This is a genomic window from Fulvimonas soli (assembly GCF_003148905.1).
Lineage (GTDB): Bacteria > Pseudomonadota > Gammaproteobacteria > Xanthomonadales > Rhodanobacteraceae > Fulvimonas > Fulvimonas soli.
Genome location: NZ_QGHC01000003.1, coordinates 362,808 through 386,350 on the forward strand (window position 1 = coordinate 362,808; position 23,543 = coordinate 386,350).

Annotated in this window: 19 protein-coding genes and 2 pseudogenes; 12 read left to right on the forward strand and 9 right to left on the reverse strand. The window is 65.8% G+C overall.

Features of this window, described 5'->3' with window-relative positions:
• Positions 1-158: 158 nt before the first annotated feature.
• The gene (locus C7456_RS05580) at positions 159-1,232 is read right to left on the reverse strand and encodes a lytic transglycosylase domain-containing protein (protein WP_109722760.1); all 1,074 of its coding nucleotides are present in this window, start codon (positions 1,230-1,232) and stop codon (positions 159-161) included.
• A 262-nt stretch (positions 1,233-1,494) separates the two neighbouring features.
• On the opposite strand from C7456_RS05580, the gene miaB reads away from it, so the two are divergent.
• Positions 1,495-2,841: a tRNA (N6-isopentenyl adenosine(37)-C2)-methylthiotransferase MiaB gene (miaB, locus tag C7456_RS05585; protein WP_109722761.1), complete on the forward strand. Its 1,347-nt coding sequence runs from the start codon at positions 1,495-1,497 to the stop codon at positions 2,839-2,841.
• Between the two features lie 10 nt (positions 2,842-2,851).
• On the opposite strand, the gene C7456_RS05590 is transcribed toward miaB, so the two are convergent.
• Genes C7456_RS05590 through C7456_RS05605 form a run of 4 tightly spaced genes read right to left on the reverse strand, consistent with a single transcriptional unit; the run spans position 2,852 to position 6,571 of the window.
• Positions 2,852-3,961 carry an ABC transporter permease gene (locus C7456_RS05590; RefSeq protein ID WP_109722762.1) on the reverse strand — a complete coding sequence of 370 codons (1,110 nt, stop codon included), beginning with the start codon at positions 3,959-3,961 and terminating at the stop codon, positions 2,852-2,854.
• The gene (locus C7456_RS05595) at positions 3,958-4,899 is read right to left on the reverse strand and encodes an ABC transporter ATP-binding protein (protein ID WP_109722805.1); all 942 of its coding nucleotides are present in this window, start codon (positions 4,897-4,899) and stop codon (positions 3,958-3,960) included. Before C7456_RS05595 ends, C7456_RS05590 begins: the two co-directional genes overlap by 4 nt.
• Before the next feature lie 23 nt (positions 4,900-4,922).
• On the reverse strand, positions 4,923-5,900 hold the full coding sequence (locus tag C7456_RS05600; protein ID WP_211306256.1) for an HlyD family secretion protein: 978 nt from the start codon (positions 5,898-5,900) through the stop codon (positions 4,923-4,925).
• Entirely contained in the window at positions 5,897-6,571 is a 675-nt protein-coding gene (locus tag C7456_RS05605) for a TetR/AcrR family transcriptional regulator (RefSeq protein ID WP_109722763.1), read from the reverse strand. Before C7456_RS05605 ends, C7456_RS05600 begins: the two co-directional genes overlap by 4 nt.
• Before the next feature lie 137 nt (positions 6,572-6,708).
• On the opposite strand from C7456_RS05605, the gene C7456_RS05610 reads away from it, so the two are divergent.
• From C7456_RS05610 to C7456_RS05630, 6 genes are all read left to right on the forward strand, one after another.
• Positions 6,709-7,716, forward strand: a complete 1,008-nt coding sequence (locus C7456_RS05610; protein WP_109722764.1) for a PhoH family protein — start codon at positions 6,709-6,711, stop codon at positions 7,714-7,716.
• Between the two features lie 5 nt (positions 7,717-7,721).
• A complete protein-coding gene (gene ybeY / locus C7456_RS05615; RefSeq protein WP_109722765.1) occupies positions 7,722-8,252 on the forward strand; it encodes an rRNA maturation RNase YbeY in 531 nt (176 codons plus the stop codon).
• 276 nt (positions 8,253-8,528) lie between these two features.
• Positions 8,529-9,380, forward strand: a complete 852-nt coding sequence (locus C7456_RS05620; RefSeq protein WP_109722766.1) for a CorC family transporter — start codon at positions 8,529-8,531, stop codon at positions 9,378-9,380.
• Positions 9,381-9,426: 46 nt separating this feature from the next.
• Positions 9,427-10,704: a lipoprotein N-acyltransferase Lnb domain-containing protein gene (locus C7456_RS05625; RefSeq protein ID WP_109722767.1), complete on the forward strand. Its 1,278-nt coding sequence runs from the start codon at positions 9,427-9,429 to the stop codon at positions 10,702-10,704.
• Between the two features lie 64 nt (positions 10,705-10,768).
• Positions 10,769-12,622 (forward strand): tetratricopeptide repeat protein, encoded by a 1,854-nt coding sequence (locus C7456_RS16805; RefSeq protein WP_139942974.1) that lies wholly within the window; start codon positions 10,769-10,771, stop codon positions 12,620-12,622.
• Positions 12,623-12,716: 94 nt separating this feature from the next.
• Positions 12,717-13,685, forward strand: a complete 969-nt coding sequence (locus C7456_RS05630; protein WP_109722768.1) for a magnesium and cobalt transport protein CorA — start codon at positions 12,717-12,719, stop codon at positions 13,683-13,685.
• Positions 13,686-13,755: 70 nt separating this feature from the next.
• Here C7456_RS05630 and C7456_RS05635 read toward each other — a convergent pair whose 3' ends face one another.
• The 4 genes and pseudogenes from C7456_RS05635 to C7456_RS17720 all read right to left on the reverse strand — a co-directional run.
• The gene (locus tag C7456_RS05635) at positions 13,756-15,750 is read right to left on the reverse strand and encodes a S9 family peptidase (RefSeq protein WP_245889784.1); all 1,995 of its coding nucleotides are present in this window, start codon (positions 15,748-15,750) and stop codon (positions 13,756-13,758) included.
• A 202-nt stretch (positions 15,751-15,952) separates the two neighbouring features.
• On the reverse strand, positions 15,953-16,159 hold the full coding sequence (locus C7456_RS17160) for a polysaccharide deacetylase family protein (protein WP_170120178.1): 207 nt from the start codon (positions 16,157-16,159) through the stop codon (positions 15,953-15,955).
• A gap of 3 nt (positions 16,160-16,162) precedes the next feature.
• Positions 16,163-16,408, reverse strand: a pseudogene (locus C7456_RS17715) (polysaccharide deacetylase family protein); the annotation flags it as partial.
• An 11-nt stretch (positions 16,409-16,419) separates the two neighbouring features.
• Positions 16,420-16,842 (reverse strand): annotated as a pseudogene (locus C7456_RS17720) (hypothetical protein); the annotation flags it as partial.
• Between the two features lie 3 nt (positions 16,843-16,845).
• On the opposite strand from C7456_RS17720, the gene C7456_RS05650 reads away from it, so the two are divergent.
• The 5 genes from C7456_RS05650 (at position 16,846) to C7456_RS05670 (ending at position 23,522) form a co-directional block, all read left to right on the forward strand.
• Positions 16,846-17,283: a pilin gene (locus C7456_RS05650; RefSeq protein ID WP_109722772.1), complete on the forward strand. Its 438-nt coding sequence runs from the start codon at positions 16,846-16,848 to the stop codon at positions 17,281-17,283.
• A 328-nt stretch (positions 17,284-17,611) separates the two neighbouring features.
• Positions 17,612-18,046, forward strand: coding sequence for a pilin (locus C7456_RS05655; protein ID WP_109722807.1), 435 nt, complete (start codon positions 17,612-17,614; stop codon positions 18,044-18,046).
• Positions 18,047-18,086: 40 nt separating this feature from the next.
• Positions 18,087-20,204, forward strand: coding sequence for a tetratricopeptide repeat protein (locus C7456_RS05660; RefSeq protein WP_245889780.1), 2,118 nt, complete (start codon positions 18,087-18,089; stop codon positions 20,202-20,204).
• Positions 20,201-22,180 carry a hypothetical protein gene (locus tag C7456_RS05665; RefSeq protein ID WP_109722774.1) on the forward strand — a complete coding sequence of 660 codons (1,980 nt, stop codon included), beginning with the start codon at positions 20,201-20,203 and terminating at the stop codon, positions 22,178-22,180. The genes C7456_RS05660 and C7456_RS05665 overlap by 4 nt, the downstream gene beginning before the upstream one ends.
• Positions 22,173-23,522, forward strand: a complete 1,350-nt coding sequence (locus C7456_RS05670; RefSeq protein WP_170120180.1) for an oligosaccharide flippase family protein — start codon at positions 22,173-22,175, stop codon at positions 23,520-23,522. The genes C7456_RS05665 and C7456_RS05670 overlap by 8 nt, the downstream gene beginning before the upstream one ends.
• Positions 23,523-23,543: the final 21 nt, after the last annotated feature.

Consider the following 23,543-nt stretch of genomic DNA (forward strand, 5'->3'; position numbering starts at 1 on the left):
CCTGTTCAAAACCTTCCGGGGAAGGGCGCCAGGATGGCCAGCGGGATGAAGCGCGCGGGTTATGGAGGGTCGATCGCGGCCGGGGGCCGCTCCCACAAGGCTTGCGAGGCCCCTGTGGGAGCGGCCTCCGGCCGCGATGCCCGGCCCCTTCAGGCTCTTTAGAGACTGCCCCCCGCCACGGCCAGCGAACGCGGCAGCGCGTCGCCGTAGCGCTTGCGCAGGGCGCCCACGCGCTGCACGTAGACCTGCGTCTCGGCGAACGGCGGCACGCCGTTGTAGCGCTGCACCGCCGCGGGTCCGGCATTGTAGGCCGCGGCCGCCAGCCGCTCGTCGCCGTTGAAGGTCCTGAGCAGCTGCGCGAGGTAGCGCGCGCCGCCGCGGATGTTCTGCTCGGGATCGAAGGCGTCCAGCACGCCCATGTCGCTGGCCGTGCCCGGCATCAGCTGCATCAGCCCCTGCGCTCCCTTCAGCGACAGCGCGCGCGGGTTGAAGGCGCTCTCGGCGTGGATCACCGCGCGCAGGAAGGCCTCGTCCACGCCGAACTCGCCGCTGGCCGCGTGCACCGCGCCGGCGTAGGAGGCCAGGTCGAGCCGCACGCGCCCCCAGTCGATCGGCGAGTGCAGGTTGCAGGCCATGCAGGTGGCGATGTAGCTGAACAGCATGGTCACCGTCCTGGCCGGCCCGCTGGGCCGCAGGTTGGTGTACTCCACGCTGCCGTCGCGGTGCACCACCCGGTAGACGGCGCCGCGCAACACCCTGGCGCCACCCTCCTGGCTGGCGAGCGGCGCCGACGGCGGCGGCGCGGCCGACTCGGCGTAGCTCCACTGGCCCGCCTTGCCCGCCGGCGCGGCCGGCGGGAGCTCGATCCGCCGGGCCGAGGTCTCGACCGAGCTCTGCAAACCCGCGAAGCGGACCGTCGCGGCAGGCGGCATCTCCGCGGCGGCCGTCGCCGGGACGCGCTTCGGTTTCGCCTCGCCATGCGCGGCCGCGCGGCGCGGCGGCGCGAAATCCGCCACGCGCCGGCAACCCCGGTAGCCCTCGGTAGTGCCGCTGAACACGGTCTCGCCGCTCGTGCCAACGCAGCGGTACAACGCGCCGCCGTGCGCCGGCGCGAGCCACAGCAGCGCCAGCAGCAGGGCGCAGGCGCCCGCGACCCGGCGCGGGATCGGATGGTCCGGGAAAGCCCCTGCAGGCGAACCGACGCTTCCCCCTTGGCGTGCGGCATGGCGCATGGCGCGCAGTGTCCGTCAGGGCGTGGCCGGGCTCAAGCGCGGGAACGCCGTTTCGTGCGCGGCGGCAAGCACCTGGCCGCCGCGCGGGCCTTCCGGGATCGCGGCCGGAGGCCGCTCCCACAGCCTGGCCGGGGCCACGCCGGCAGGCGCAAGTGCTTGATCCGCCTTGCCGGATCGCTGGCGACCCGGCGCCCGGGCGAGTACACTGCGCGGTTCGGCGAGTTCCGACCCGCGCGCCCCACGAACCACGGTACCGACGTCCATGAGCGGCAAGCTTTTCATCAAGACCCACGGCTGCCAGATGAACGAGTACGACTCGGCCAAGATGGCCGACGTGCTGAAGGCGTCGCACGGCCTGGAACTGACCCAGGACGAGTCCGAGGCGGACGTGATCCTGATCAACACCTGCTCGATCCGCGAGAAGGCGCAGGAAAAGGTGTTCAGCCAGCTCGGCCGCTGGAAGGAGCACAAGCAGGGCAACAGGCAGGTGGTGATCGGCGTGGGCGGCTGCGTGGCCAGCCAGGAGGGCGAGGCGATCATCAAGCGCGCGCCGTTCGTGGACATCGTGTTCGGCCCGCAGACCCTGCACCGCCTGCCCGAGCTGATCGAGGCCAAGCGCGAGACCGGCCGGCCGCAGGTGGACGTGTCCTTCCCGGAGATCGAGAAGTTCGACAAGCTGCCGGAACCGCGCGCCGAGGGCCCCACCGCCTTCGTCTCGATCATGGAGGGCTGCTCCAAGTACTGCTCGTACTGCGTGGTGCCCTACACCCGCGGCACCGAGATCAGCCGCCCGTTCGACGACGTGCTGGTGGAGGTGGCCCGGCTCGCCGAGCAGGGCGTGCGCGAGGTCACCCTGCTCGGCCAGAACGTCAACGCCTACCAGGGGCCGACGCACGACGGCGGCACCGCGGACCTGGCCGTGCTGATCCACGCCATCGCGCAGATCGAGTCGATCGGCCGCATCCGCTTCACCACCTCGCACCCGCTGGAGTTCTCCGACTCGCTGGTCGAGGCCTACGCCAGCGTGCCCAAGCTCGCCAACTTCCTGCACCTGCCGGTGCAGGCCGGCTCCGACCGCATCCTGGCGGCGATGAAGCGCGGCTACACGGTGCTGGAGTTCAAGCAGAAGATCCGCAAGCTGCGCGCCGTGCGCCCGGACATCTGCATCAGCTCGGACTTCATCGTCGGCTTCCCCGGCGAGACCGACGAGGACTTCGAGAAGACCATGAAGCTGATCGACGACGTCGGCTTCGACCAGAGCTTCTCCTTCATCTTCTCCGCCCGCCCCGGCACGCCGGCGGCCAGCCTCGCCGACGACACGCCGGCCGAGGTCAAGCACGCGCGGCTGGCGCGGCTGCAGGCGCGGCTCAACGAGAACGCCCGCCGGATCAACGAGGCGATGGTCGGCACCGTGCAGCGCGTGCTGGTGGAGAAACCCAGCAAGAAGAACCCGAACGAGCTCACCGGCCGCACCGAGAACATGCGCTTCGTGAACTTCCCCGGGCCGGCGCGGCTGATCGGCCGGTTCGTGGACGTGCTGGTCACCGAGGCGATGACCAACTCGCTGCGCGGGCGCGTGGTCGTCGCCGACGACCAGCAGGCGGCCTGAAAGCGCCAGCTCAGTCCAGCCGCTTGCGGAAGCGCAGGATCGCCGCGGCCATCATCACCGCGGTGAACGCCCCCAGCGCGGCCACCTCCCGCCACAGCTCCGCCAGCCCGGCGCCGCGCAGCATGATGCCGCGGATCAGCCGCATGAAGTGCGTGAGCGGCAGCGCCTCCGCCAGCCACCGCACGGGCCCGGGCATGCCCGCGAACGGGAACATGAACCCCGACAGCAGGATCGACGGCAGGAACACGAAGAAGGTCATCTGCATCGCCTGGAACTGCGACTGCGCGCGGGTCGAGATCAGCAGCCCCATGGTGAGGTTGGCGAGGATCAGCAGCCCCGCGGCCAGGTAGACGTCCAGCAGGCTGCCCTGGATCGGCACCGCGAACAGCCCGCGCCCGAGCGCGAGGATCACCGTGGTCTGCACCAGCCCGATGCCGATGTACGGCAGCACCTTGCCGACCATCAGCTCGGCGCTGCTCAGCGGCGTGGCGATCAGCAGCTCCATGTTGCCGCGCTCGCGCTCGCGCACGATGGCGATGCCGGTGAACAGCACCATCGTCATGGTCAGGATCACGCCGATCAGGCCGGGGACGATGTTCACCGCCGAGCGCCGCTGCGGGTTGTAGAAGCTGACGATGCCGATCGGGCCGTCCGCCGGCGTGCTGACCAGCGGCGCGCGCGTGTCCGGCGCCGCGCTGTCGACCGGCACCTGCGCCAGCTGCGCCGCGGCGCTCTGCACCACGTTGTCGCTGCCGTCCACCATGACCTGCGCGACCTGCCGCCCGTCGTGGCGGCGCCGCTCGAAATCCGGCGGTATCGCCACGCCGATGCTGATGCGGCCCTGGCGCAGCATCTCCACCAGCTCCTCCGGCGTGTCGACATGCGCCGCCGGCGCGATCACGCCGGTCGCCAGCATGTCCATCACCAGCGCGCGCGAGCCGGCCGTGTCCGCCTGGTCCGCGATGCCGGCGTCGAGGCCGCGCAGGTTGGTGTTGATGGCGTAGCCGAACAGCACCAGCTGGATCACGGGAATGCCCACGATCATCGCCAGCGTGATCCGGTCCCGGGCCAGCTGCCGCAGCTCCTTGACCACGATCGCCCACAGCCGGCGCCAGCTCATGCCGCGCGCTCCTCCCGCGGGCGCTGCTGGCGCGTCACGGCGACGAACACGTCCTCCAGGTTGGGTCGCACCGGCCGGATGCGCGCCGCCGGACCGCCGTCCGCCAGGACCCTCTCCAGCCGCGCCAGCGCCGCGCCGCCTTCCGGGCCGCCCGCGCGCATGAGCACGCGCAGCTCGTTGCCCACCTGCGCCACGCCGAGCACCTCCGGCAGCTCCGCCAGCCGGCGCTGCGCGCGCCGCGGCTGCGCGCTGGCCACGACGAACGCGCGCCCCTCGAGCCTGGCGGTCAGCTCGGCCGGCGTGCCGTCCGCCACCAGCACGCCGCGGTCGAGCACCGCCAGGCGGTGGCAGCGCTCGGCCTCGTCCATCAGGTGCGTCGACACCAGCAGGGTGGTGCCGCCGTCCGCCAGCTCGAACAGCTTTTCCCAGAAGTCGCGGCGCGACTCCGGGTCCACGGCGCTGGTGGGCTCGTCGAGGAACAGCAGCTCCGGCTCGTGGATCACCGCGCAGGCCAGGGCGAGCCGCTGCTTCTGCCCGCCGCTCATGGTGCCCGCCAGCTGCTTCTGGCAGTCGCCGAAGTGGTACTGCTCGACCAGCTCGTCGATGCGGCGCGCCGTCCGCGCCTTCGGCACGCCCTGCACGGCGGCCATGAACTCCAGGTTCTCGCGCACCTCCAGGTCGTCGAACAGCGAGAACTTCTGCGTCATGTAGCCGATGCGCCGGCGCAGGGCCTCCGCCTCGCGCGGCACGCTCAGGCCCAGCACGTCGATCTCGCCCTCGCTGGGCGTGAGCAGGCCGCACAGCATGCGGATGGTGGTGGACTTGCCCGAGCCGTTCGGCCCCAGGAAGCCGTAGACGTGGCGCGCCGGCACCGCCAGGTCGACGTGGTCGACCGCCACCAGCTGGCCGAAGCGCTTGGTCAGCCCGCGCGCGCGGATCGCCGTGTCCTGGCCCGCGCCGCTCACGACCGGGCCTCGGGATAGTCAACGCGCACCGGCAGCCCCACCGGCAGGTCGGCGGCCTCCGGGCCCAGCGCCACTTCGGCCAGGTAGCTCAGGCGCGCCGCGTCCTCGCCCGCCAGCGCGTAGTAGGGCGTGAACACCGGCTCGCTGCGGATCAGGCGCACCTTGCCGAGGTAGCTGCGGTCGCGGCCGTCCACGTGCACGCGCACGGCGTCGCCCACGTGCACCCGGGCGCGCATCGGCTCCTGCAGGTAGACGCGCGCGTACGGCGCGTCGCCCGCCAGCAGCACGACCAGCGGCGCGCCCACCGGGGCCTGGTCGCCCAGCTTGTACGGGAGGCTGTCCACCCGGCCGGCGCGCGGCGCCACCAGGTCGAGCTTGCCCAGCAGGACCCGCTGCGCCTCGGCCTGGGCCTTGGCGGCAGCCAGCGCGGCCTCGCCCTGCGCGATCTGCTCGGGGCGCGTGCCGTGCACCAGCGCGTCCAGCGCCGCCTTGGCGGCGGCCACCTGCCCCTCGGCGCTGCCCGCGGCGGCGCGGGCGCGATCGATGTCGGCGGCCGCCGCATAGTTGTTCTTCCGCAGCGGCAGCAGGCGCCGGTAGTAGGCGCGGGCGTCGCGCGCCTGCGCCTCGGCCGCCGCGAGGTCGGCGCGCGCCTTGGCGATGTCTTCCTGGCGCGGGCCCACGCGCAGTTCGAGCAGCGTCGCCTGCTGCTGGCTCGCCTGCGCCTCCGCGGCCGCGAGCTCGGCCCGGGTGTGCGCGGGGTCCAGCCGGAGCAGCGGCTGGCCCGCGGCCACCGTTTCCCCTTCGCGCACGTCGATGGCGACGACGCGCTCCGCGGCCGGCGCCGGCAGGCTGATGCGGTCGTACTCCAGCGTGCCCAGCGCCTGCGGCGGCGCCTTGCCGCAGCCGGCCAGCGCACCGGCCATCGACAGGCAGGCCGCCAGCCAGGCGACCGGGCGAACGACACGTTTGTTCATGCGGAGACTCCGGACGGACGGGAACCCAGGCCGCCTTCGAGCAGCGCCAAGGTGTGGTCGAGCAGCGCCCCGGGCCCGAGATCGTCGGCCTGGAACACGCGCCGCCAGATCGGCGCCCCCGCGGCGGGGAACAGCGTGAGCCCGACCAGCGACACCACCAGCAGGCGCGGGTCCAGCCCGGGGTTGAGCGCGCCGGCCGCCTTCGCGGCGGCGAACCGCTGCGCCAGCAGTTGCGGCAGGCTGGGCAGCAGGTGGTGGAACAGCACCTCGCGCAGCTCGCCTCCCTCGCACAGCACCTCGCGCACCCACAGCGGGGGCAGCCACGGATGCGCCGCCACCAATGCGCCGATGCCGCGCACGAAGCTGCCCGCCAGCGCCGCGGGCTCGCCGCCGGCCTGCGCCAGGCGCTCGCGCATGGGCGCCAGTGCGGGCAGCAGGCGCTCGTCGATCACCGCCTGCTTCAGCTGCGCCTTGTCGCCGAAGTAGTAGTGCAGCATCGCCGGGGTGACCCCGGCATCCGCGGCGATGGCGCGCAGCGGCGTGGCGCCGATGCCGTCGCGCGCGAACCGGGCGAGCGCCACGTCGAGCAGATGCGCGCGCAGGTCGCGCTCGTCCCGGGCGGGACGGCCGGCCGCGCGGCGCGGCTTGGCGGGGGGCTTGGCGCGGGTCATGGCGCCAAAATTAATTAAACGATTAATTGTTGGCAAGCCACCGGATGCCCGGGTCGATCCCGCGCCTGCACCGGCCCGCCGTTCCCGCGCACGGCGCGGTAGCCCTCGCCCCTTCCGCGCGCTACTCTCGCGCGCCTATGACCGAACTCAACCAGCGCGATTTCGCGCTCGCTCCCGAAGACAACGCCCGCCTCGCCAACCTCTGCGGCCCGTTCGACGAACACCTGCGCCAGATCGAGCTGCGCCTGGGCGTGGAGATCGACCATCGCGGCAATCTGTTCCAGGTGATCGGCGAGGACAGCCCTGCGCGCGCGGCGGAGAAGGTGCTGCGCGCGCTCTACGAAAGCACCGAGAACGAGACGCTCACCGGCGCGCGGGTCAACCTGCACCTGGCCGAGTCGGGCCTCGACAGCCTCGTGGAGGAAGCCGCCGAGGGCGCGCAGGAAGTCGTCATCAAGGTCAAGCGCGGCGTGATCAAGGGCCGCGGCCCGAACCAGGCGCGCTACCTGCACGCCATCACCACGCACGACATCAACTTCGGCGTGGGCCCGGCCGGCACCGGCAAGACCTACCTCGCCGTCGCCAGCGCGGTCGAGGCGCTGGAGGCCAACCGCGTGCAGCGCCTGCTGCTGGTGCGCCCGGCGGTGGAGGCCGGCGAGAAGCTCGGCTTCCTGCCCGGCGACCTGTCGCAGAAGGTCGATCCCTACCTGCGCCCGCTGTACGACGCGCTGTACGAGATGCTCGGCTTCGAGAAGGTGGCCAAGCTGATCGAGCGCAACGTGATCGAGATCGCCCCGCTGGCCTACATGCGCGGGCGCACCCTCAACGACTCCTACGTGATCCTCGACGAGGCGCAGAACACCACCGTCGAGCAGATGAAGATGTTCCTCACCCGCATCGGCTTCGGCTCGGTGGCGGTGATCACCGGCGACGTCAGCCAGGTGGACCTGCCGCGCAACGTGCGCTCGGGCCTGCGCCATGCCATCGAGGTGCTGCGCGGGGTGAACGGCATCAGCTTCACCTTCTTCACCTCGCGCGACGTGGTGCGCCATCCGCTGGTGGCGAAGATCGTGCGCGCCTACGAGGCGTTCGAGGCGGGGAACGGGGAACGGGGAACGGGGAACGCGCAGGGAGCGGCGAGCTGAAGCCCATGGCCCCGCCACGCCCCCCGCGTTCCCCGCCGCGCCGCGGCGCCTCCGGGTTCCCCGTTCCCCGTTCCCCGTTCCCCGCTCCCACGCTGCACGTCCTCTACGGCCCGCCCCGCGCCGGCCTGCCCGCGCCCGCCAGCTTCCGCCGCTGGGTCGAGGCCGCGCTGCGCGGCGCGCGGCGCCGCAAGCCGGCGGAACTGGCCATCCGCATCGTCGGCCTGGCGGAAGGCCGCGCGCTCAACCGCGACTACCGCGGCAAGGACTACGCCACCAACGTGCTCTCCTTCCCGGCGGAACTGCCGCCGGGAATGGCGCTGCCGCTGATCGGCGACCTGGCGATCTGCGCCCCGGTGGTGGCGCGCGAGGCGCGCGAGCAGGGCAAGCGCGAGCGCGACCACTGGGCGCACCTCACCGTGCACGGCGTGCTGCACCTGCTCGGCTACGACCACATCGCGGAAGCCGACGCCGAGGCCATGGAAACGCTGGAAGCCCGCATCCTCGCCGGCCTGGGCATCACCGACCCCTACGCATGAAGCAGCCTGCTCCCTCTCCACTCCGGGGAGAGGGTTGGGGTGAGGGGCCACCCTAGCCCCAGTCCAATCACTGCGGGTTTTTCGATCAAGAGCCATTGAACTCCATCGCAAGCCCCGCCCCCTCACCCTGCCCTCTCCCCGGGGGGGAGAGGGATCGAGGCCCTCGTTCCTGGAGAGACGGCACAGGCCGCCGCCTGCCGCTTGAGCCCTGAATCGTCACGATTTTTCGGCTAGACTGGATTTTCCGCCCGCACCCGGGCAGAACCCGCAAGCGTAATGAACGACGACCCTGGCAGTACCAACGGCCCGGCGCACCGATCCTGGTGGGACCGACTGGGCCACATGTTTTCCGGCGAGCCTCGCAACCGCGACGAACTGATCGAGGAACTGCGCGCCGCCCAGGCCAACGGCCTGCTCTCGAACGACACGCTGGCCATGGTCGAGGGGGCGATCAGGGTCACCGAGCTGGACGTCGACGACGTGATGGTGCCGCGCGCGCAGATCGTGATGATCTCCGCCGAGGCGGCCCTGCCCGACATCCTCGCCACCGTGGTGGAGTCCGGCCACTCCCGCTTCCCGGTGCACGGCGAGGACAAGGACGAGATCCTCGGCATCCTGCTCGCCAAGGACCTGCTCAAGTTCATCGGCAACGACGAGCCCTTCGACATCCGGACGATCCTGCGCCCGGCGGTGCTGATCCCCGAGTCGATGCGCCTCAACGTGCTGCTGGCCGAGTTCCGCCGCAGCCGCAACCACATGGCGCTGGTGGTGGACGAGTACGGCGGCGTGGCCGGCCTCATCACCATCGAGGACGTGCTCGAGCAGATCGTCGGCGAGATCGACGACGAGCACGACGACGAGGAAGAGCCCGCGCTGATGCACGCCCGCGCGCAGGGCGAGTGGGTGGTCAGCGCGCTCACGCCGATCGCCGACTTCAACGAGGAGACCGGCGCGGCCTTCTCCGACGAGGAGTTCGACACGGTGGGCGGCATGGTCACCGCCGAGTTCGGCCACCTGCCGGAGGTGGGCGAGGAAACCGCCATCGGCGGCTTCCTGTTCCACGTCACCGAGGCCGACGACCGCCGCGTGCAGGAATTCCGCGTGAGCCGGCTGCATGGCGAGTCCTGAGCGGTTTTCCCTTCTCCCGCCGGGAGAAGGTGGCCCGCAGGGCCGGATGAGGGTCCGATCGGGCAGGTCCGCGAGCGGCCCGGCCGCCCGCTTCCTCCGGGAGAAACGTCCGCTCCCGCTCGCCTGGCTCTGCCTGCTGCTCCTGGCCCTGCTCGCCGGCGCGCCCGCCCGCGCCGGCGTCGCCGACGCGCCCGGCGAGGACCTGGAAGTGGCGCTGGTCACCTACGGCCCCGGCGACACCTACTGGGAGCGCTTCGGCCACGACGCCATCGAGCTGCGCGACCGCCGCAGCGGCGAGGCGGTGAACTTCAACTACGGCGTGTTCGACTTCGACGAGCGCGGCTTCCTGCTCAACTTCGCCCGCGGCCGCATGCACTACCTGATGGATGCGGCGCCCACCGACGAGGACGAGTCCTACTACCGCGGCGCCGGCCGCTCGATCGTCCGCCAGCGGCTCGCGCTCGCGCCCGCGCAGGCGGCGGCCCTGCGCGACTTCCTGCTGTGGAACCTGCGCCCGGAAAACGCGCGCTACGACTACGACTACTACGTCGACAACTGCACCACCCGCGTGCGCGACGCGCTCGACCGCGCGCTGGGCGGCGCGCTCAAGGCGCAACTCGCGGCGCGCCCGGCCGGCATGACCTACCGCCAGCAGACCGACCGCCTGATGCGCGCGCAGCCCTGGCTGATGCTGCTGCTCGACCTGGGCCTCGGCCCCTATGCCGACCAGCCGCTACACGCCTGGCAGGAGAGCTTCCTGCCGATGGTGCTGCAGCGCGAGCTGCGCGCGGTGCGCGTCCCGGACGGCCAAGGCGGCACGCAACCGCTGGTGGCGGCGGAACGGGAGCTCTCGCCCAACCGGCTCGACGCCCCGCCCGCCGCCGCCCCCGACCTGCGCCCGCCGCTGGCGCTGGCCGGCCTGGCCCTGGCCGCGCTGCTGCTGGCCTGCCGGCGCTACTGGCCGGCCGGCTTCGCCGTGCTCGGCACCGCCTACCTGCTGGCGGCCGGCCTGGTCGGCCTGCTGCTGCTCGTCCTGTGGACCCTGACCACCCACCACTCGGCCTGGGCCAACGCCAACGCGCTGCTGTTCAGCCCGCTCGCCTTCCTGCTGCTGCGCGCCCCCTGGCGCCTGCGCCGCGGCCCGCCCCCCTCGCGCCTGGCGCAGAACGCCATGCTGCTGCAGCTGCTCGCCGCACTGGCCGCCGTGCTGCTGCACCTGCTGCCCGGCACCGTGCAGCAGAACCAGCCCTGGCTGATGTTCGCATTGCCAATATGGCTTGTAGTGGCTTGGCACATGAGAAGCATCACATCGGCGGCGATGTGACATATATCGACATTCATGCGTCGACATCGAAACATCAAATATCTGGTTTACAGGGGAAAGAGGAATGTACGGCTCGCTTGCGGACGCAACATCCAGGACATCAGGTATCAAGCTTCATTACATCGTCGCGATCGCTTCGATAATAGTGATCGCAATTGCCTACTGGCCTGTGCTCCATGCCCAATTCGTTTGGGACGACATCCTTGATTTCGTGGATATGGGGTGGCTGACGCACGGTGATGGCTGGAAGCACTACATCTTCCGTGACTTCAATTACTGGAAAAATTACTTCAGGCCTCTGGTTGTAGCGCTTTTTACACTGCAAGTGCGACTGTTTGATGTTGCACCGGAACCCATGCATGCCGTATCGCTCGGAATGCATCTCATCGACACGACACTGGTTGGCCTATTGGCATGGCGCAGTAGCCAATTTGGCCTATCTTACCGGCAAAGGTTGTTTCCACTCGCAGCGGCGATGCTTTTTTATGGATTGCATCCGTTATTGATAGAGCCCGTGGCGTGGATTGGTTGCCAGTTCGATCTGGCCGCGACCATGTTCATGCTGCTCGGCCTCCTGGCCAACACATGGCTTGAAAAGCCGACAATACGCGCAACGACCGTTGCCACCTGCTTCTTTCTTGCAGCTTGCTCCAAAGAATCGGCAGCCGCATTTCCACTGGTTCTGGCCATCTTCGACTGGCTAATACAGACGAAGAGAGAGGCCAACCACCGCCCCTTCAGCATACTGCTGTTTCTCAGGCGAAACGGGCTGACATACCTGGCCATGGCCATCGCCGGCACCATTTACCTCGCACTTCGCATATGGGCTCTAGGCCAATTGATTGGCCAATATTCAAATGACAGCATGTCCATTTTCGGCCGTCTCCAGCAAACTTGCTTCATTTACATACACTACTGGAAATCTCTCGTCTGGCCCATGTCGGGCATGTCTCCCGTACACCCAATTGATACCACCCCGTTCAATACACTCAGCCTGAAATCCATTGTTATCAATGTATTGGCCATTGGCACTGTTGCCTGTGCCCTCTATACATTCCTGCGCAGGTCATCGCTAACCGGCGGCATAGTACTTGCGGTGACTGCTGTACTACTTCCCGTGCTGCACATCAGTACCGCAGCTTTCGACACGAGCCTTTACCATGAGCGTTACATCATGACTGCACTAGCAGTTATGTGTGCCATGCTTCCCCTGGCACGAGTGAGAAAGCCAACCAATGTGAGCATGCGCATTTATCGCCCATTGCCTTGGATCGCCATTCTCCTGTGGTCCAGCCTGTCTATAGCCTCGATAAGAACGACCCTCCCTCTTTGGTCCGACAATCTAAGCCTGTGGCGCTGGGCTTATACGGTCTATCCGGACTCTGAAGAAGCGGCAGCGAACTTGTTGAGTGCGTATATCGAACGAAAGGATAGGCCCCATGCTCACGAACTAATCGAACAGATCTCGAAAAATGGCATGCACTGCCCGAACTGCATGCTCAATGCAGCCTTCCTCGCCATTGCCGACAATGACCCCAAGAGCGCAGCCATTGCTTTGGAAAAGGTGAAAAACTCGAAAGAAGTCATTTATAACAAGCACATATTTCGCCAGTATCTGCTCGCCGTTGGCCAAAACGCCATATTGTCTGGACAGCCCCGGGACGCCGAGACGATTCTCCGTGAAGTCATCGCACTCGATCCGTTTGCCCCACAGCCAAGGCTTTCGCTCGCCATAGCCCTAGCGCTCCAAGGAGAGAAGGACCAGGCAAGGATCGCTAGCCAAGAAGGAATCGCATTGCTACCGCCTATCAAGCAGAAGGCCGCCCGGGAAGATTTCGACAAATTCATCGACTCAGACGCCAAGCGCCTCCCGCTGCAGCAAGGCCGGCCAAATGCTTTGAGCGGCCCATCAAGCTAACTCCTGCGCAGGCATTGCTGTGGCTCGATTTGACGCGCAAGATGCCCCCATGTCCATTCCACATCCTGCAGCCACCTTTGATTCATCCACTCCCATGGTGGTCAACTGCGTCGCCTACCGCCACGACGGCACGCGCATCGGCGACATCACGCTGGATGCCATCAGCGAAGTGCTGAAGGAGCCGGACACCTTCGTCTGGGTCGGACTGCACGAACCGGACGAGCCGCTGCTGCTGAAGCTGCAGGAGGAGTTCGACCTGCACGACCTGGCGATCGAGGACGCCCACAAGGCGCACCAGCGCACCAAGATCGAGACCTACGGCAACTCGCTGTTCCTGGTGGTGCAGACCGCGCAGCTGGTCGGCGGCGAGCTGGCCTTCGGCGAGACGCACATCTTCCTCGGCCAGCGCTACCTGGTGACCGTGCGCCACGGCGCCTCGCTGTCCTATGCGCCGGCGCGGCGCGCCTGCGAGCACGCGCCCGAGCTGATGAGCAACGGCCCGAGCTACGGCCTGTACGGCGTGCTGGACTTCATCGTGGACAACCTGCTGCCGATCGTGCGCGACTTCCGCGAGGAGCTGCACCAGCTGGAGACGGACGTCTTCGCCGAGACCTTCAAGCGCAGCACGGTCAAGCGCCTGTACGACATGCAGCGCGACCTGATGACGCTGCGCCTGGCGGTGGCGCCGCTGCAGGACATCATCAGCCAGCTGGTGCGGCTGCACCCGCAGCTGATCCCCGACGAGCTGCGCGCCTACTTCCGCGACGTGTACGACCACGTGTTCCGCGTCAACGAGTCGATCGGCGCAATGCGCGAGATGCTGGCCGCCGCGATCAACGTGAACCTGGCGCTGGTCACCTTCGGCCAGAACGAGGTGATGAAGCGCCTGGCCGGCTACGCCGCCATGCTGGCCGCACCCACGCTGATCACCAGCTGGTACGGCATGAACTTCCACCACATGCCGGAGCTGGACAAGCCGTGGGCCTACCCGGCGATGATCGCCCTGGTGGTCGGCGTGGTCGCCGGCATCTACGTCTGGCTGAAGCGCTCGCGCTGGCTCTGACGCCTGCGGCAGGCCCCAAAAAAAAGAACGGCGGCCCGCGGGCCGCCGTTCGGCTTTCGGGTCCGGCGCGTCAGTGCGGTGCCTCTGCGGACGTCCACTGCTTCAGCCACGCATTCACCGTCTCGTGCCACTGCACGCTGTTCTGCGGCTTGAGCACCCAGTGGTTCTCGTCCGGGAAATGCAGCAGCCGGCTGGGAATGCCGCGGCGCTGCAGCGCGGTGAACGCGCCCAGGCCCTGTGTGTCAGGGATGCGGAAGTCGTGGCCGGAATGCACGATCAGCATCGGCACGCGCCAGTTCCTCACGTAGTTCACCGGATTGAAGCGCTCGTAGTTCTCCGGATGCTCGAACTGCGGGCCGCCGTTCTCCTTCTCCTCGAACCACAGCTCCTCGGTGGCGTAGTACATCATGCGCGCGTCGAACACGCCGTCGTGGTCGACCAGGCACTTCCACGGCTGGCTCCACACGCCGGCGATCCAGTAGACCATGTAGCCGCCGTAGCTCGCGCCCAGCGCGCAGGCGCGGTCGCCGTCGAGGAAGGCGTACTTGTCCAGCGCCGCCTGCCAGCCCAGCTTGAGGTCCTGCAGCGGCTTGCCGCCCCAGTCGCCCGAGATGGAATCGGTGAAGGCCTGGCCGTAGCCGGTGGAGCCGTGGAAGTTCACCGTGACCACCGCGAAACCCTGGCCGGCGTAGGTCTGCGGGTTCCAGCGGTAGCTCCAGCCGTTGTCCATCGCGCCCTGCGGGCCGCCGTGGATGATGAAGGCCACCGGGTACTTGTGCCCGCGCCTGAAGCCCACCGGCTTCACCACGTAGCCCTGCACCGGCTCGCCGTTCCAGCCCTTGAAGGTGAAGAACTCGAAGTCGCCCATCCTCGCGTTCTTCAACCGCTCGGCATTGAAGCGGGTGACCTGCTTGAGGCCGCGGCCGGCCGCGTCGGCCAGATAGAGATCGGCCGGCCGCTTGAGGTCGTCGCGCGCCAGCAGCAGCTTGCCGCCGGCCAGCGCATAGCCGCCGACCGTGCCGTCGCCGACCACGCGGGAAACCTTGCCGCTGGCCGCATCGATGGCGAACAGCGGATGCTGGCCCTGGTCGTCGGCGGTGGCGTAGAGCGTCTTGCCGTCGGCCGAAACCGAAAGGCTGCCGGCCGAACGGTCCCACTGCGGATCGACTTCGCGCTTCGCGCCGCTGGCCAGGTCCAGCGCCATGATGGCGAAACGGTCCGCCTCGAAGCCCGGTTCCCGCATGGCCAGGTAATAAAGCGTCCTGCCGTCCGGCGAGGGCACCGGATTGGCGTCCCAGGCCAGGTTGTCGGCGGTCAGGTTCCGCGGCGCCGCCGAGCCGTCGGCGGGCACCTCGTAGATGTCGAAATTGGTCGACCACGGCTCGCTGGTGCCGGCGATGCGCACGTCGAAATAGACCGTCTGCCCGTCCTGCGAGAAGGAGAACTCGCTCTCGTCACCGAACGGCTTGCTCGGGATGTCACCGTCGATGCCCTTGCTGAGCAGGGTCGGTTCGACGGGCAACTGGCCGTCGGCGCCGAACTCGGCCACGTAGAGCTGGTTGCGGCGGCCGTCCGCCCAGGTGTCCCAGTGGCGCACGAACAGCTTGTCGTACACCGTGCCGGTGGCCTTGGTCTTCTCGCGGCCGTCCAGCCGCTCCTTGGTGCAGGCCAGGTCCGCGCAGTCGGTGAACACCTCGTAGGAAAGCAGCACGCGCCTGCCGTCGGGCGAGAGCTTGTAGCCGCCCAGGTCCAGCGGCGCGTGCGTCACCTGCACCGGCGCCGCGTGCGCGCCGAGATCCAGTCCGCTCTTGCCGGACGCCAGGTCCAGCCGCCACAGCTGCGCCGCGCCGCCGGCCGGCGCCACGTAATAGAGGCTGCGGCCGTCGGCCGACCAGCGCGCCGAACCGCCCTTCTCCACCAGCTTCACCGGCTGCCCGCCCCTGGCCAGGTCGAGCACGTAGACCGCGTTGACGCCCTTGTTGGCCTCGTAGTCCGTGCTGCGCACGCTGAAGGCGGCATAGCGGCCGTCGGGCGAGAGCTGCGGGTCGCCGACGCGGTCGAGCATGACCAGGTCGCGGACGGTGAAGGGGTTGACAGGCGCGGCCACCGCCGTAACCGCGATCACCCCCAGCAAGGCACCCGCAAAGCATCCAGAAAGCTGTTTCATTTGAAATTCTTCCTCATCAACAAGCAAGGCATTCAGGTCGCCCGGCCACTTAGCATGGCGATTCGGTCACTCAATACACTCAATAACTTATGAAAAGGCTTCAAGGTGACACTGACGGCAGCACGAAGACAGCTCCACGACGCTCAAGCTCCGTAAGAATGCGATCCAGCACTGCAGCCGTATGCGGCTTGTCATGCATCAAAAGAATGGCGTTCCCTTCGACCTCTTCTTTTGACCAGAAAAGGATCTGATCCGGCCGCTTCAGCCAACTGTCCTGGCTGTTCGCATTCCACAGCATCTGCTGCATGCCGGCAGCCCGCAACGCCTGCCTGACAGAATCGGACGAGCGGCCAAACGGTGGCCTGAAGAACCTTGGCGTCTCTCCCGTCATCCGTTCCAGATAGCGACTGCATCCAGCCACCTGCCGGTCGAGGCTTTCCTTGTCGAGCTTGTCCAGTTGCAGATGGTCGAAGCTGTGGTTGCCAATAACATGGCCGCCTCTCGTGATCTCGCCAAGTATCCACCGTTTGTCCGCCGTGATGTTCGCGCAGACCAGGAAAACACCGCGCGCGCCTGATGGCGCTCAAGCACCTCGAGAATCTGCTCGTCAACCCCCTGGCCAAAGGGACCGTCGTCAAAGGTCAGGACGACATACTTCCGTCCCGACAGCCAGTCCACCGCGGCTTGCCATAAGGGGTAGTCATGCGCTGCTATGCCATGACCATCTTCGGTCAGGGTGAAAGCGGGAGGAGGGTGCCGACGCGCCAAGACAAACAGAACAGTAGCGATCGATAGCAAGGCAAGGACAAGGATCGCTACGCCCGAAAGCCACAGCCCTATCCGCCGCACAGAGACGCCCCCCTTACCGAAAAATTGGCTCGCCGACACACCCCATAGTGACCCAGTCGGCAAAATCCGATCCGCAAAGAACTCAGCCCCATGGGTTGGTACGGAACATGCCTGCGCTGCAGCGACTCCAGGGGGAAACATCGTATGCCAAAGATGCGCGCAAATTATGGCTTCACCTTAATCGAGCTGATGATCGTCGTGGCGATCATCGCCATCCTGGCGGCCATCGCCATCCCGGCCTACCAGGACTATCTCATCCGGGCCCAGGTTTCTGAAGGGGTGAGCCTGTCTTCCGGAGCGAAGGGCGCCGTCTGGGACTTCGCCTCGAATACCGGACGCTTTCCTCGCAACAACCAATCGGCCGGCTTGGCCCAGAGCACGTCCATTACGGGCAAATATGTCTCCAGCGTGGATGTCACCGGCGGGCAGATCATTGTCGCATTCAACGGCGCCGAAGCGAACCAGGTCATCCGTGGACACAACCTGGTGCTTTCGCCGATCACCCAGGCTGGCAGCATCAACTGGTCCTGCAAGCCAAGCACTATCGACGGCAAATACTTGCCGACCGTGTGCCGGCGCTGACAGCGTTGGCACACGCCATGACGCAACACGTCATCAAGTGACCATTATGGTCAGTTCTCGCAGTGTGACTTCCTCCTAGAAATCCAAGGTCCGGGGCCATGCTCCCGCCGCGCTTGTGGGGTTACGTGATCACGTGCACAATCGCCGAGGTCGCGGCTATGCGGCAATAATCAAGCGGCAGTCGTGGCACACATACTGCTTCGTCTGCCGCGAGCTTCCTGGTCGTTCCAGACCGCACGTGTGGGCCGATCCCGCCTAGGGGGATTCGGGACCGGAGCTCAGGGGGCATCACTACGGTTAGCTAACCAAAGCAATGAAAGGAACCATCATGAAGACCATCCAGAAGGGCTTTACCCTGATCGAGTTGATGATCGTCGTGGCGATCATCGCCATCCTGGCGGCCATCGCCATCCCGGCCTACCAGGACTACGTGATCCGCTCACAGGTGTCCGAGGGCTCGGTGCTCTCCGATGGCGTGAAGACCGCCATCTCCGAGTTCTACAACAATCGTGGCCAGTTCCCGTCGAATAATGGCTCCGCCGGTCTGGCCCAGGCCACTTCGATCACTGGCAAGTACGTTACCCAGGTCGATGGCACCAACGGCATCATCAAGGCCACGTTCGGCAACGAATCTAACAAGGCGATCTCCGGCGACGTGCTGGCCTTCTCGGCCATCACCGGTGGCGGCAGTATCCAGTGGAACTGCAAGACCAGCCAGACCACGGTTCCGGCAAAGTACCTGCCGACCGCCTGCCGCAAGTAATCTTGCAGTCTCGGCTTGATCGACAAGGAAGGGCCGCCTAGTGCGGCCCTTCTTTTTTGGGGTGGCAATGCCGCGGCGCACTTTCATCGCGATGCTTCTGGAGCTGGCGGCTCTCGCCTTGACAGGCCTGGCATATCTCCCCGGCCTGCATGGCGGCTTTCTGTTCGACGACTATGCCAACCTGCCTGCGCTTGGCGCCAACGGGCCTGTTAGGCATTGGGATATCTTCTGGCGTTACATCACTTCCGGACATGCTGACCCAACGGGACGCCCGCTGGCCATGCTGAGCTTCCTGCTGGATGCGCGGGATTGGCCGGCCCCTCCCTTCCCTTTCAAGCGCACAAATCTTCTGCTCCACCTGCTCAACGGGGGATTGCTTGCGCTCCTGTTGGCACGTCTTGGCCGACTAGCGGGATATGCCCAATCGACTGCGTGGCGTGCGGACTTGGCAGCGGTCCTCGGCTCGACCTTGTGGCTGCTGCATCCGTTGTTCGTATCGACGACACTTTACATCGTGCAACGCGAGGCAATGCTGCCGGCCACCTTCACCCTGCTGGGTCTCTTACTTTGGTTGCGGGGACGCGAGCTCATGCTGCATGGCGGGTCGCTTGGTGGCTCCGTTTGGATTCTGGCAGGCTTGGGAGGGTGTACCGTACTGGCCACATTAAGCAAGGCGAACGGGATCCTTCTCCCTGTCCTTGCTCTGACGCTGGAATGCACGTCTCTTGGGGCAGCCTCGTCCACGACAGCCCCCCTCCCCGAGCTGGAACAAACAAGCCGTAGACACTATCGCTTGGTCGCTGCCTTACCGATACTGCCGGTCGGCGCAGCCGTTGCTACTTACCTAGTCTACGCCGGATGGCTAGGCATGGCGGAGGGCATTACCTCGACGCGGCCATGGACGATTGGGCAAAGACTGCTGACGGAGCCTCGGATACTGCTGCGCTATCTTGATCTGCTGTGGCTGCCAAGACCATTCACGCCAGGCGTCTTCAACGACCAAATTAAGGCATCAACTTCCCTGCTCCAACCGCTTACGACACTGCCGGCCGCGGTTGCCATAACAGGATTGATCATCGCTGGCTGGCTTTTACGCCGAATGTATCCTGCACTGGCACTAGCCATACTCTTCTATTTTGTTGGCCAATCGATAGAGTCCACCACTATCCCATTGGAGCTCTATTTCGAACACCGAAACTATCTTCCCACAATGCCCATGTTCTGGCCTCTCGCACTATGGCTGTGTGGTGCCCGCTTAAGACAATTAAGGCCGAATCCACAGCCAAGGCCTATCACAACATTTCGGCTCCCACATTTGCCTGAAATTGCTGCACATTATAGAGGCATGAGCAAAGCTGTCCTCGCACTGTTGATTGTGGGCGGACTTTTTTTGATGACCCATGCACAGGCATCACTCTGGGGGAATTCGCGCGATCAGGCCCTGCTATGGGCAAGACTCAATCCAGATTCGCCTCGCGCCCAGGCCTATGCAGCACAAGCCGAGATGAGCACAGGCCGCCCCCAAGACGCGATTATACGGCTCCAGGTGGCACTTGCCAGGAATCCCGATGAAGCACAGATCGCATTGAATCTCTTGGCAGCCAAATGCCAGCTGGGCCATATTGACGAAGCCACGTTTGGCTACGCAAAACGTGCCCTAGAAGAATCCCGCGATATCGGTGGGCTTCTGGCGAGCTGGTTCGGGCGCATGATCGAACAGTCGAATCATCCGACTTGTCCGGAAATGAACTTGGATGGTATCGAACGTCTGCTTCAAGCTGCGATTGGCAATGCTTCCCTCATGTCCATACCGGGACGTCGGCAGGATCTCTATTCGCTTCTTGGACAGGTCGAACTGGCCCGAGATCTCCCTGTAAGGACACTCGCCTTGTTCAATCAGGCCCTGGACCAGCGAATAAATGCTTCTACCGCGTTCCAGCAGGCCGCATTGCTCGGCTCGCATGGCCATGCTGCGGAAGCGTTATCGCATCTTGATCACTATGCTGCCGTACGGCAGAAGGAAGTCAAACCCGACTCAGGCATGCCTCGGCTCAATGCATGGGTGCTTGACCGTCAACACTACTGGGACCGCGAATTGATGCGGCTGCGGACCACGCTGACCCAAGATCTACAACGGCGGGCATCACCCCATCCATGAAACCAATTCGCCTTTCCCATATTTCCGGTTCATGGTTTCTGCTCGCCGCACTTATCGCGACGACCGCCATCTACTGGCCAGGCCTTCATGGAGGCTATCTCTTCGACGACTATCCCAATATCGTCGACAACAAAGCAGTCCAGCCAGATGAAATAAGCTTGCCTTCGCTGACGCGGGCATTGCTTTCTTCGCCATCTAGCGAATTCAAGCGTCCGCTTGCCTCGCTCAGCTTCGCCGTCAATTACCTCATAGGGGGATTGGATCCCTATGGGATGAAACTCACCAACCTGGTCATTCACTTGCTGAATGGCCTGCTGATCTTTTGCTTGACGCGCCAACTATTACAGTCCACGACATCACTATCAGGCGATGCCCTCAATCCCGATCGCGAGGCACGCATCGATTGGACGGCCTCCTTGGTGACGATGGGATGGCTACTCCTTCCCATCAACCTGACCGCCGTGCTGTATGTGGTACAACGCATGGAGAGCTTGGCCAATCTTTTTGTACTGGTTGGCCTGATCGGCTACATCGCGGGCCGAAAGCTCATGCTTCGCAACCAAGGCAGCGACGACAAGCATGGATTGACCCTGTGCGCATTCAGCCTCGTCGCATGCACGGCGCTAGGCCTCTTGGCAAAAGAAACTGCCGTGATGTTGCCTCTGTACGCGGCCTCGACGGAATGGACCGTCTTCCGTTTTCGCCGAGCCGGCAGTGGACGGGACATTCGGATAATTGGCGTCTTTCTCGTCATGCTGGTTCTGCCATTGGCGACGGGCCTAGCGTGGCTCCTACCCAGTTTATTGAAGCCTGAAAGCTGGGCTACGCGCGACTTCACCATGCGAACTCGCCTGCTCAGCGAAGCACGTATAGTCACGGACTATATTCGCTGGATCATCTTGCCAACTCCCGAAGCACTCAGCTTCTACCACGATGATTTCCATATCTCGACCGGACTGCTCTCGCCTTGGACCACCCTGGCCGGCATCCTATGCCTGTTCGCACTGGTTGGCGTCGCGCTGCAGCTGCGTCGTCGCCAACCGCTGCTCTCGCTGGGCCTGCTTCTCTACCTCGGCTGCCACTTGCTCACCGGCACCATCCTGCCGCTGGAGCTGATTTACGAACACCGCAACTACTTCGCCAGCCTGGGCCTGCTGCTGGCCGTCATCCCCCCACTGGTCGCGCTGCCCATCTCCACGCACAAGGCACCCCCGCTATGGCTGACGCGCCGCGCCTTGCTTGGCGGTCTGTTCGCAATCTGGATCGGCCTGACCGCCATAACGGCCACCGCTTGGAGCAATCCGCTACGCCTTGCCGAGGAACTCGCCGGGCGTGCTCCCGATTCACCACGCGCCCAGTACGAACTGGGCCGAACCTACATCATCTACTCCCGTTACGACCCGGCATCACCTTTTACCAGGATGGCCTATGCCCCACTCGAACGTGCCGCCGCCCTGCCAAAGTCGTCCATCCTTCCCGAACAGGCGCTGATCTTCATGAACGCGCGGATGCATCTACCACTCAGGGAGGCATGGTGGGACAGTCTGATCGGCAAACTACAGGCACGGAAGCCGGGCGTGCAGGACGAGAGCTCACTGGCCGCGCTCACCGACTGCCAGCGCAATGGCCTGTGCGACCTGCCACCCCAAAAGATGATCGAGGCCTTCGTGTCGGCGCTCGACCATCGCGCACCGAGCCCGAGGCTGTTGGCTACCTACGCCGACTACGCTTGGAACGTTCTGTCTGACCAGCCACTGGCGCTGCGAATGATCGCGCAATGCGTTTCGGGGGCACCGCACGAGCCGGCTTATCGGATTACGTATGCCAGCATGTTGCTCGCGAGCGGCAAGCCGGCGGAAGCCAAACAACAAATCGACGCACTCAAGGCGCTGAACATTGGCGGCAGCCTTGACGGCTCTATCCAGCGGCTTACAGACCGGCTGATGTACCTGCCAGCGGATGCGCCCAATGAATAGCGTGCTGACAACGCTTCGGCGACTTAAAGGCAACCAGCTGGCCACAGGCACCGCTGCATTGACTGTGGGACTCGGAATGCGCACGGTGGGCCAGGGCCTGATGTTCGTCGTCGTCGCTCGAGCGCTTGGCGTGGACGACTATGGCGCCTATGCGGCCACGATGGCGGCCGCCGGCACGCTGGGCTGCTTCACCGGCCTAGGGACAGCCACTACCCTAATCCGGCAGGTGGCACGCGACAAGGCGAGCTTCGGGCACGCATGGTGGCGGTCTATTGCTTGCGTCGCGTGTACCGCGCCACCGTTGCTAGCGGTCTATTTCGTCCTCGCCCGGCTCGTGTTGCCGCCTGGCGTTGCCGGCAGCGTCGTGCTACTCATCGGCATCGCCGAAATCGTGTTCGCCCCGGTCGCCCAACTGGCGGCGAGCGCCTATCAGGGCCACGACCGCATCGCCCGATCCTCTCGGCTGATCATCGCGCCCGTCGTGCCCAGATTCGTCGGCGCCCTAGCGCTGATCCCTCTGGTTCGCCTACTCGCGCCGCATCAGCATCTCATTGCCTGGTCGATTCTGTATGCGCTGGCCTCGTTGCTGACAGCCATCTATGTCCTCGGCATGGTCCGCCACGATCTGGGACCAATGGTGCGCCCGAGAAGGCCTGCGCTGGGAGCTGCACTTTTCCAGGGCGCGCCCTTCGCGGTAGGCGGTGCCGCACTTCGCGTCTACGCGGACATCGACAAGACCATGCTCGCACGGATGACCTCGCTGTCATCGGCGGGCTCGTACGCCGCGGCCTACCGCATCATCGACCTGGCGATGGTTCCGGTGATGTCGCTACTCACCGCCGTGCTGCCGCGCTTCTTTCGCCATGGCGAAGTTACCGCGCAATCCGTCGCTTATACGGCACGCATCGCAATATGGCCGCTTGCCTACGTCCTCGCTTGCGCCGCGGCCCTTTACGTATGCAGCGATCTGCTAGCTTGGCTGCTCGGCCGCTCTTATCAGGCTGCCGCGCAGTCCGTGCGGTGGCTTGCCCTTGTTCCCCTGGTAGCGATGCCGCGGCTTTTCTTTCAGCATGTGCTGATCGGAGCCGACAGGCATCGCGCCGCCGTCGTCACACTGACTACCGGTGCTGTATTCAACATCGTCGCCAATTTTCTGGTGATCCCTGCATACGGCTGGCGCGGCGCCACCATTGCCACCTACGCCTCGGAGCTGCTGATGACTGCAATCATGAGCATCTTCCTATGTCGTGCCCTGCACGCCTCCCGTATGGGCGCCTCGAAAAACCCCGCCCATGCCGGTAGTGTAGCGCGCAGCCGAAGCCGCCCGAGAATCGCCCGATGATCAGCCTGTTTGCCGCCGAGG

What these genes read in the sequence shown, in the direction of transcription:
- C7456_RS05610 (WP_109722764.1), top strand. Translation starts at nt 6,709, where the DNA reads ATGACCGAACTCAACCAGCGCGATTTCGCGCTCGCTCCCGAAGACAAC.
- C7456_RS05590 (WP_109722762.1), bottom strand. Translation starts at nt 3,961, where the DNA reads ATGAGCTGGCGCCGGCTGTGGGCGATCGTGGTCAAGGAGCTGCGGCAG.
- miaB (WP_109722761.1), top strand. Translation starts at nt 1,495, where the DNA reads ATGAGCGGCAAGCTTTTCATCAAGACCCACGGCTGCCAGATGAACGAG.
- C7456_RS05635 (WP_245889784.1), bottom strand. Translation starts at nt 15,750, where the DNA reads ATGCTCGACCGCGTCGGCGACCCGCAGCTCTCGCCCGACGGCCGCTAT.
- C7456_RS05600 (WP_211306256.1), bottom strand. Translation starts at nt 5,900, where the DNA reads ATGAACAAACGTGTCGTTCGCCCGGTCGCCTGGCTGGCGGCCTGCCTG.
- C7456_RS16805 (WP_139942974.1), top strand. Translation starts at nt 10,769, where the DNA reads ATGTACGGCTCGCTTGCGGACGCAACATCCAGGACATCAGGTATCAAG.
- C7456_RS05655 (WP_109722807.1), top strand. Translation starts at nt 17,612, where the DNA reads ATGAAGACCATCCAGAAGGGCTTTACCCTGATCGAGTTGATGATCGTC.
- C7456_RS17160 (WP_170120178.1), bottom strand. Translation starts at nt 16,159, where the DNA reads ATGCAGCAGATGCTGTGGAATGCGAACAGCCAGGACAGTTGGCTGAAG.
- C7456_RS05650 (WP_109722772.1), top strand. Translation starts at nt 16,846, where the DNA reads ATGCCAAAGATGCGCGCAAATTATGGCTTCACCTTAATCGAGCTGATG.
- C7456_RS05580 (WP_109722760.1), bottom strand. Translation starts at nt 1,232, where the DNA reads ATGCGCCATGCCGCACGCCAAGGGGGAAGCGTCGGTTCGCCTGCAGGG.
- C7456_RS05605 (WP_109722763.1), bottom strand. Translation starts at nt 6,571, where the DNA reads ATGACCCGCGCCAAGCCCCCCGCCAAGCCGCGCCGCGCGGCCGGCCGT.
- ybeY (WP_109722765.1), top strand. Translation starts at nt 7,722, where the DNA reads ATGGCCCCGCCACGCCCCCCGCGTTCCCCGCCGCGCCGCGGCGCCTCC.
- C7456_RS05620 (WP_109722766.1), top strand. Translation starts at nt 8,529, where the DNA reads ATGAACGACGACCCTGGCAGTACCAACGGCCCGGCGCACCGATCCTGG.
- C7456_RS05630 (WP_109722768.1), top strand. Translation starts at nt 12,717, where the DNA reads ATGGTGGTCAACTGCGTCGCCTACCGCCACGACGGCACGCGCATCGGC.
- C7456_RS05665 (WP_109722774.1), top strand. Translation starts at nt 20,201, where the DNA reads ATGAAACCAATTCGCCTTTCCCATATTTCCGGTTCATGGTTTCTGCTC.
- C7456_RS05625 (WP_109722767.1), top strand. Translation starts at nt 9,427, where the DNA reads ATGAGGGTCCGATCGGGCAGGTCCGCGAGCGGCCCGGCCGCCCGCTTC.
- C7456_RS05670 (WP_170120180.1), top strand. Translation starts at nt 22,173, where the DNA reads ATGAATAGCGTGCTGACAACGCTTCGGCGACTTAAAGGCAACCAGCTG.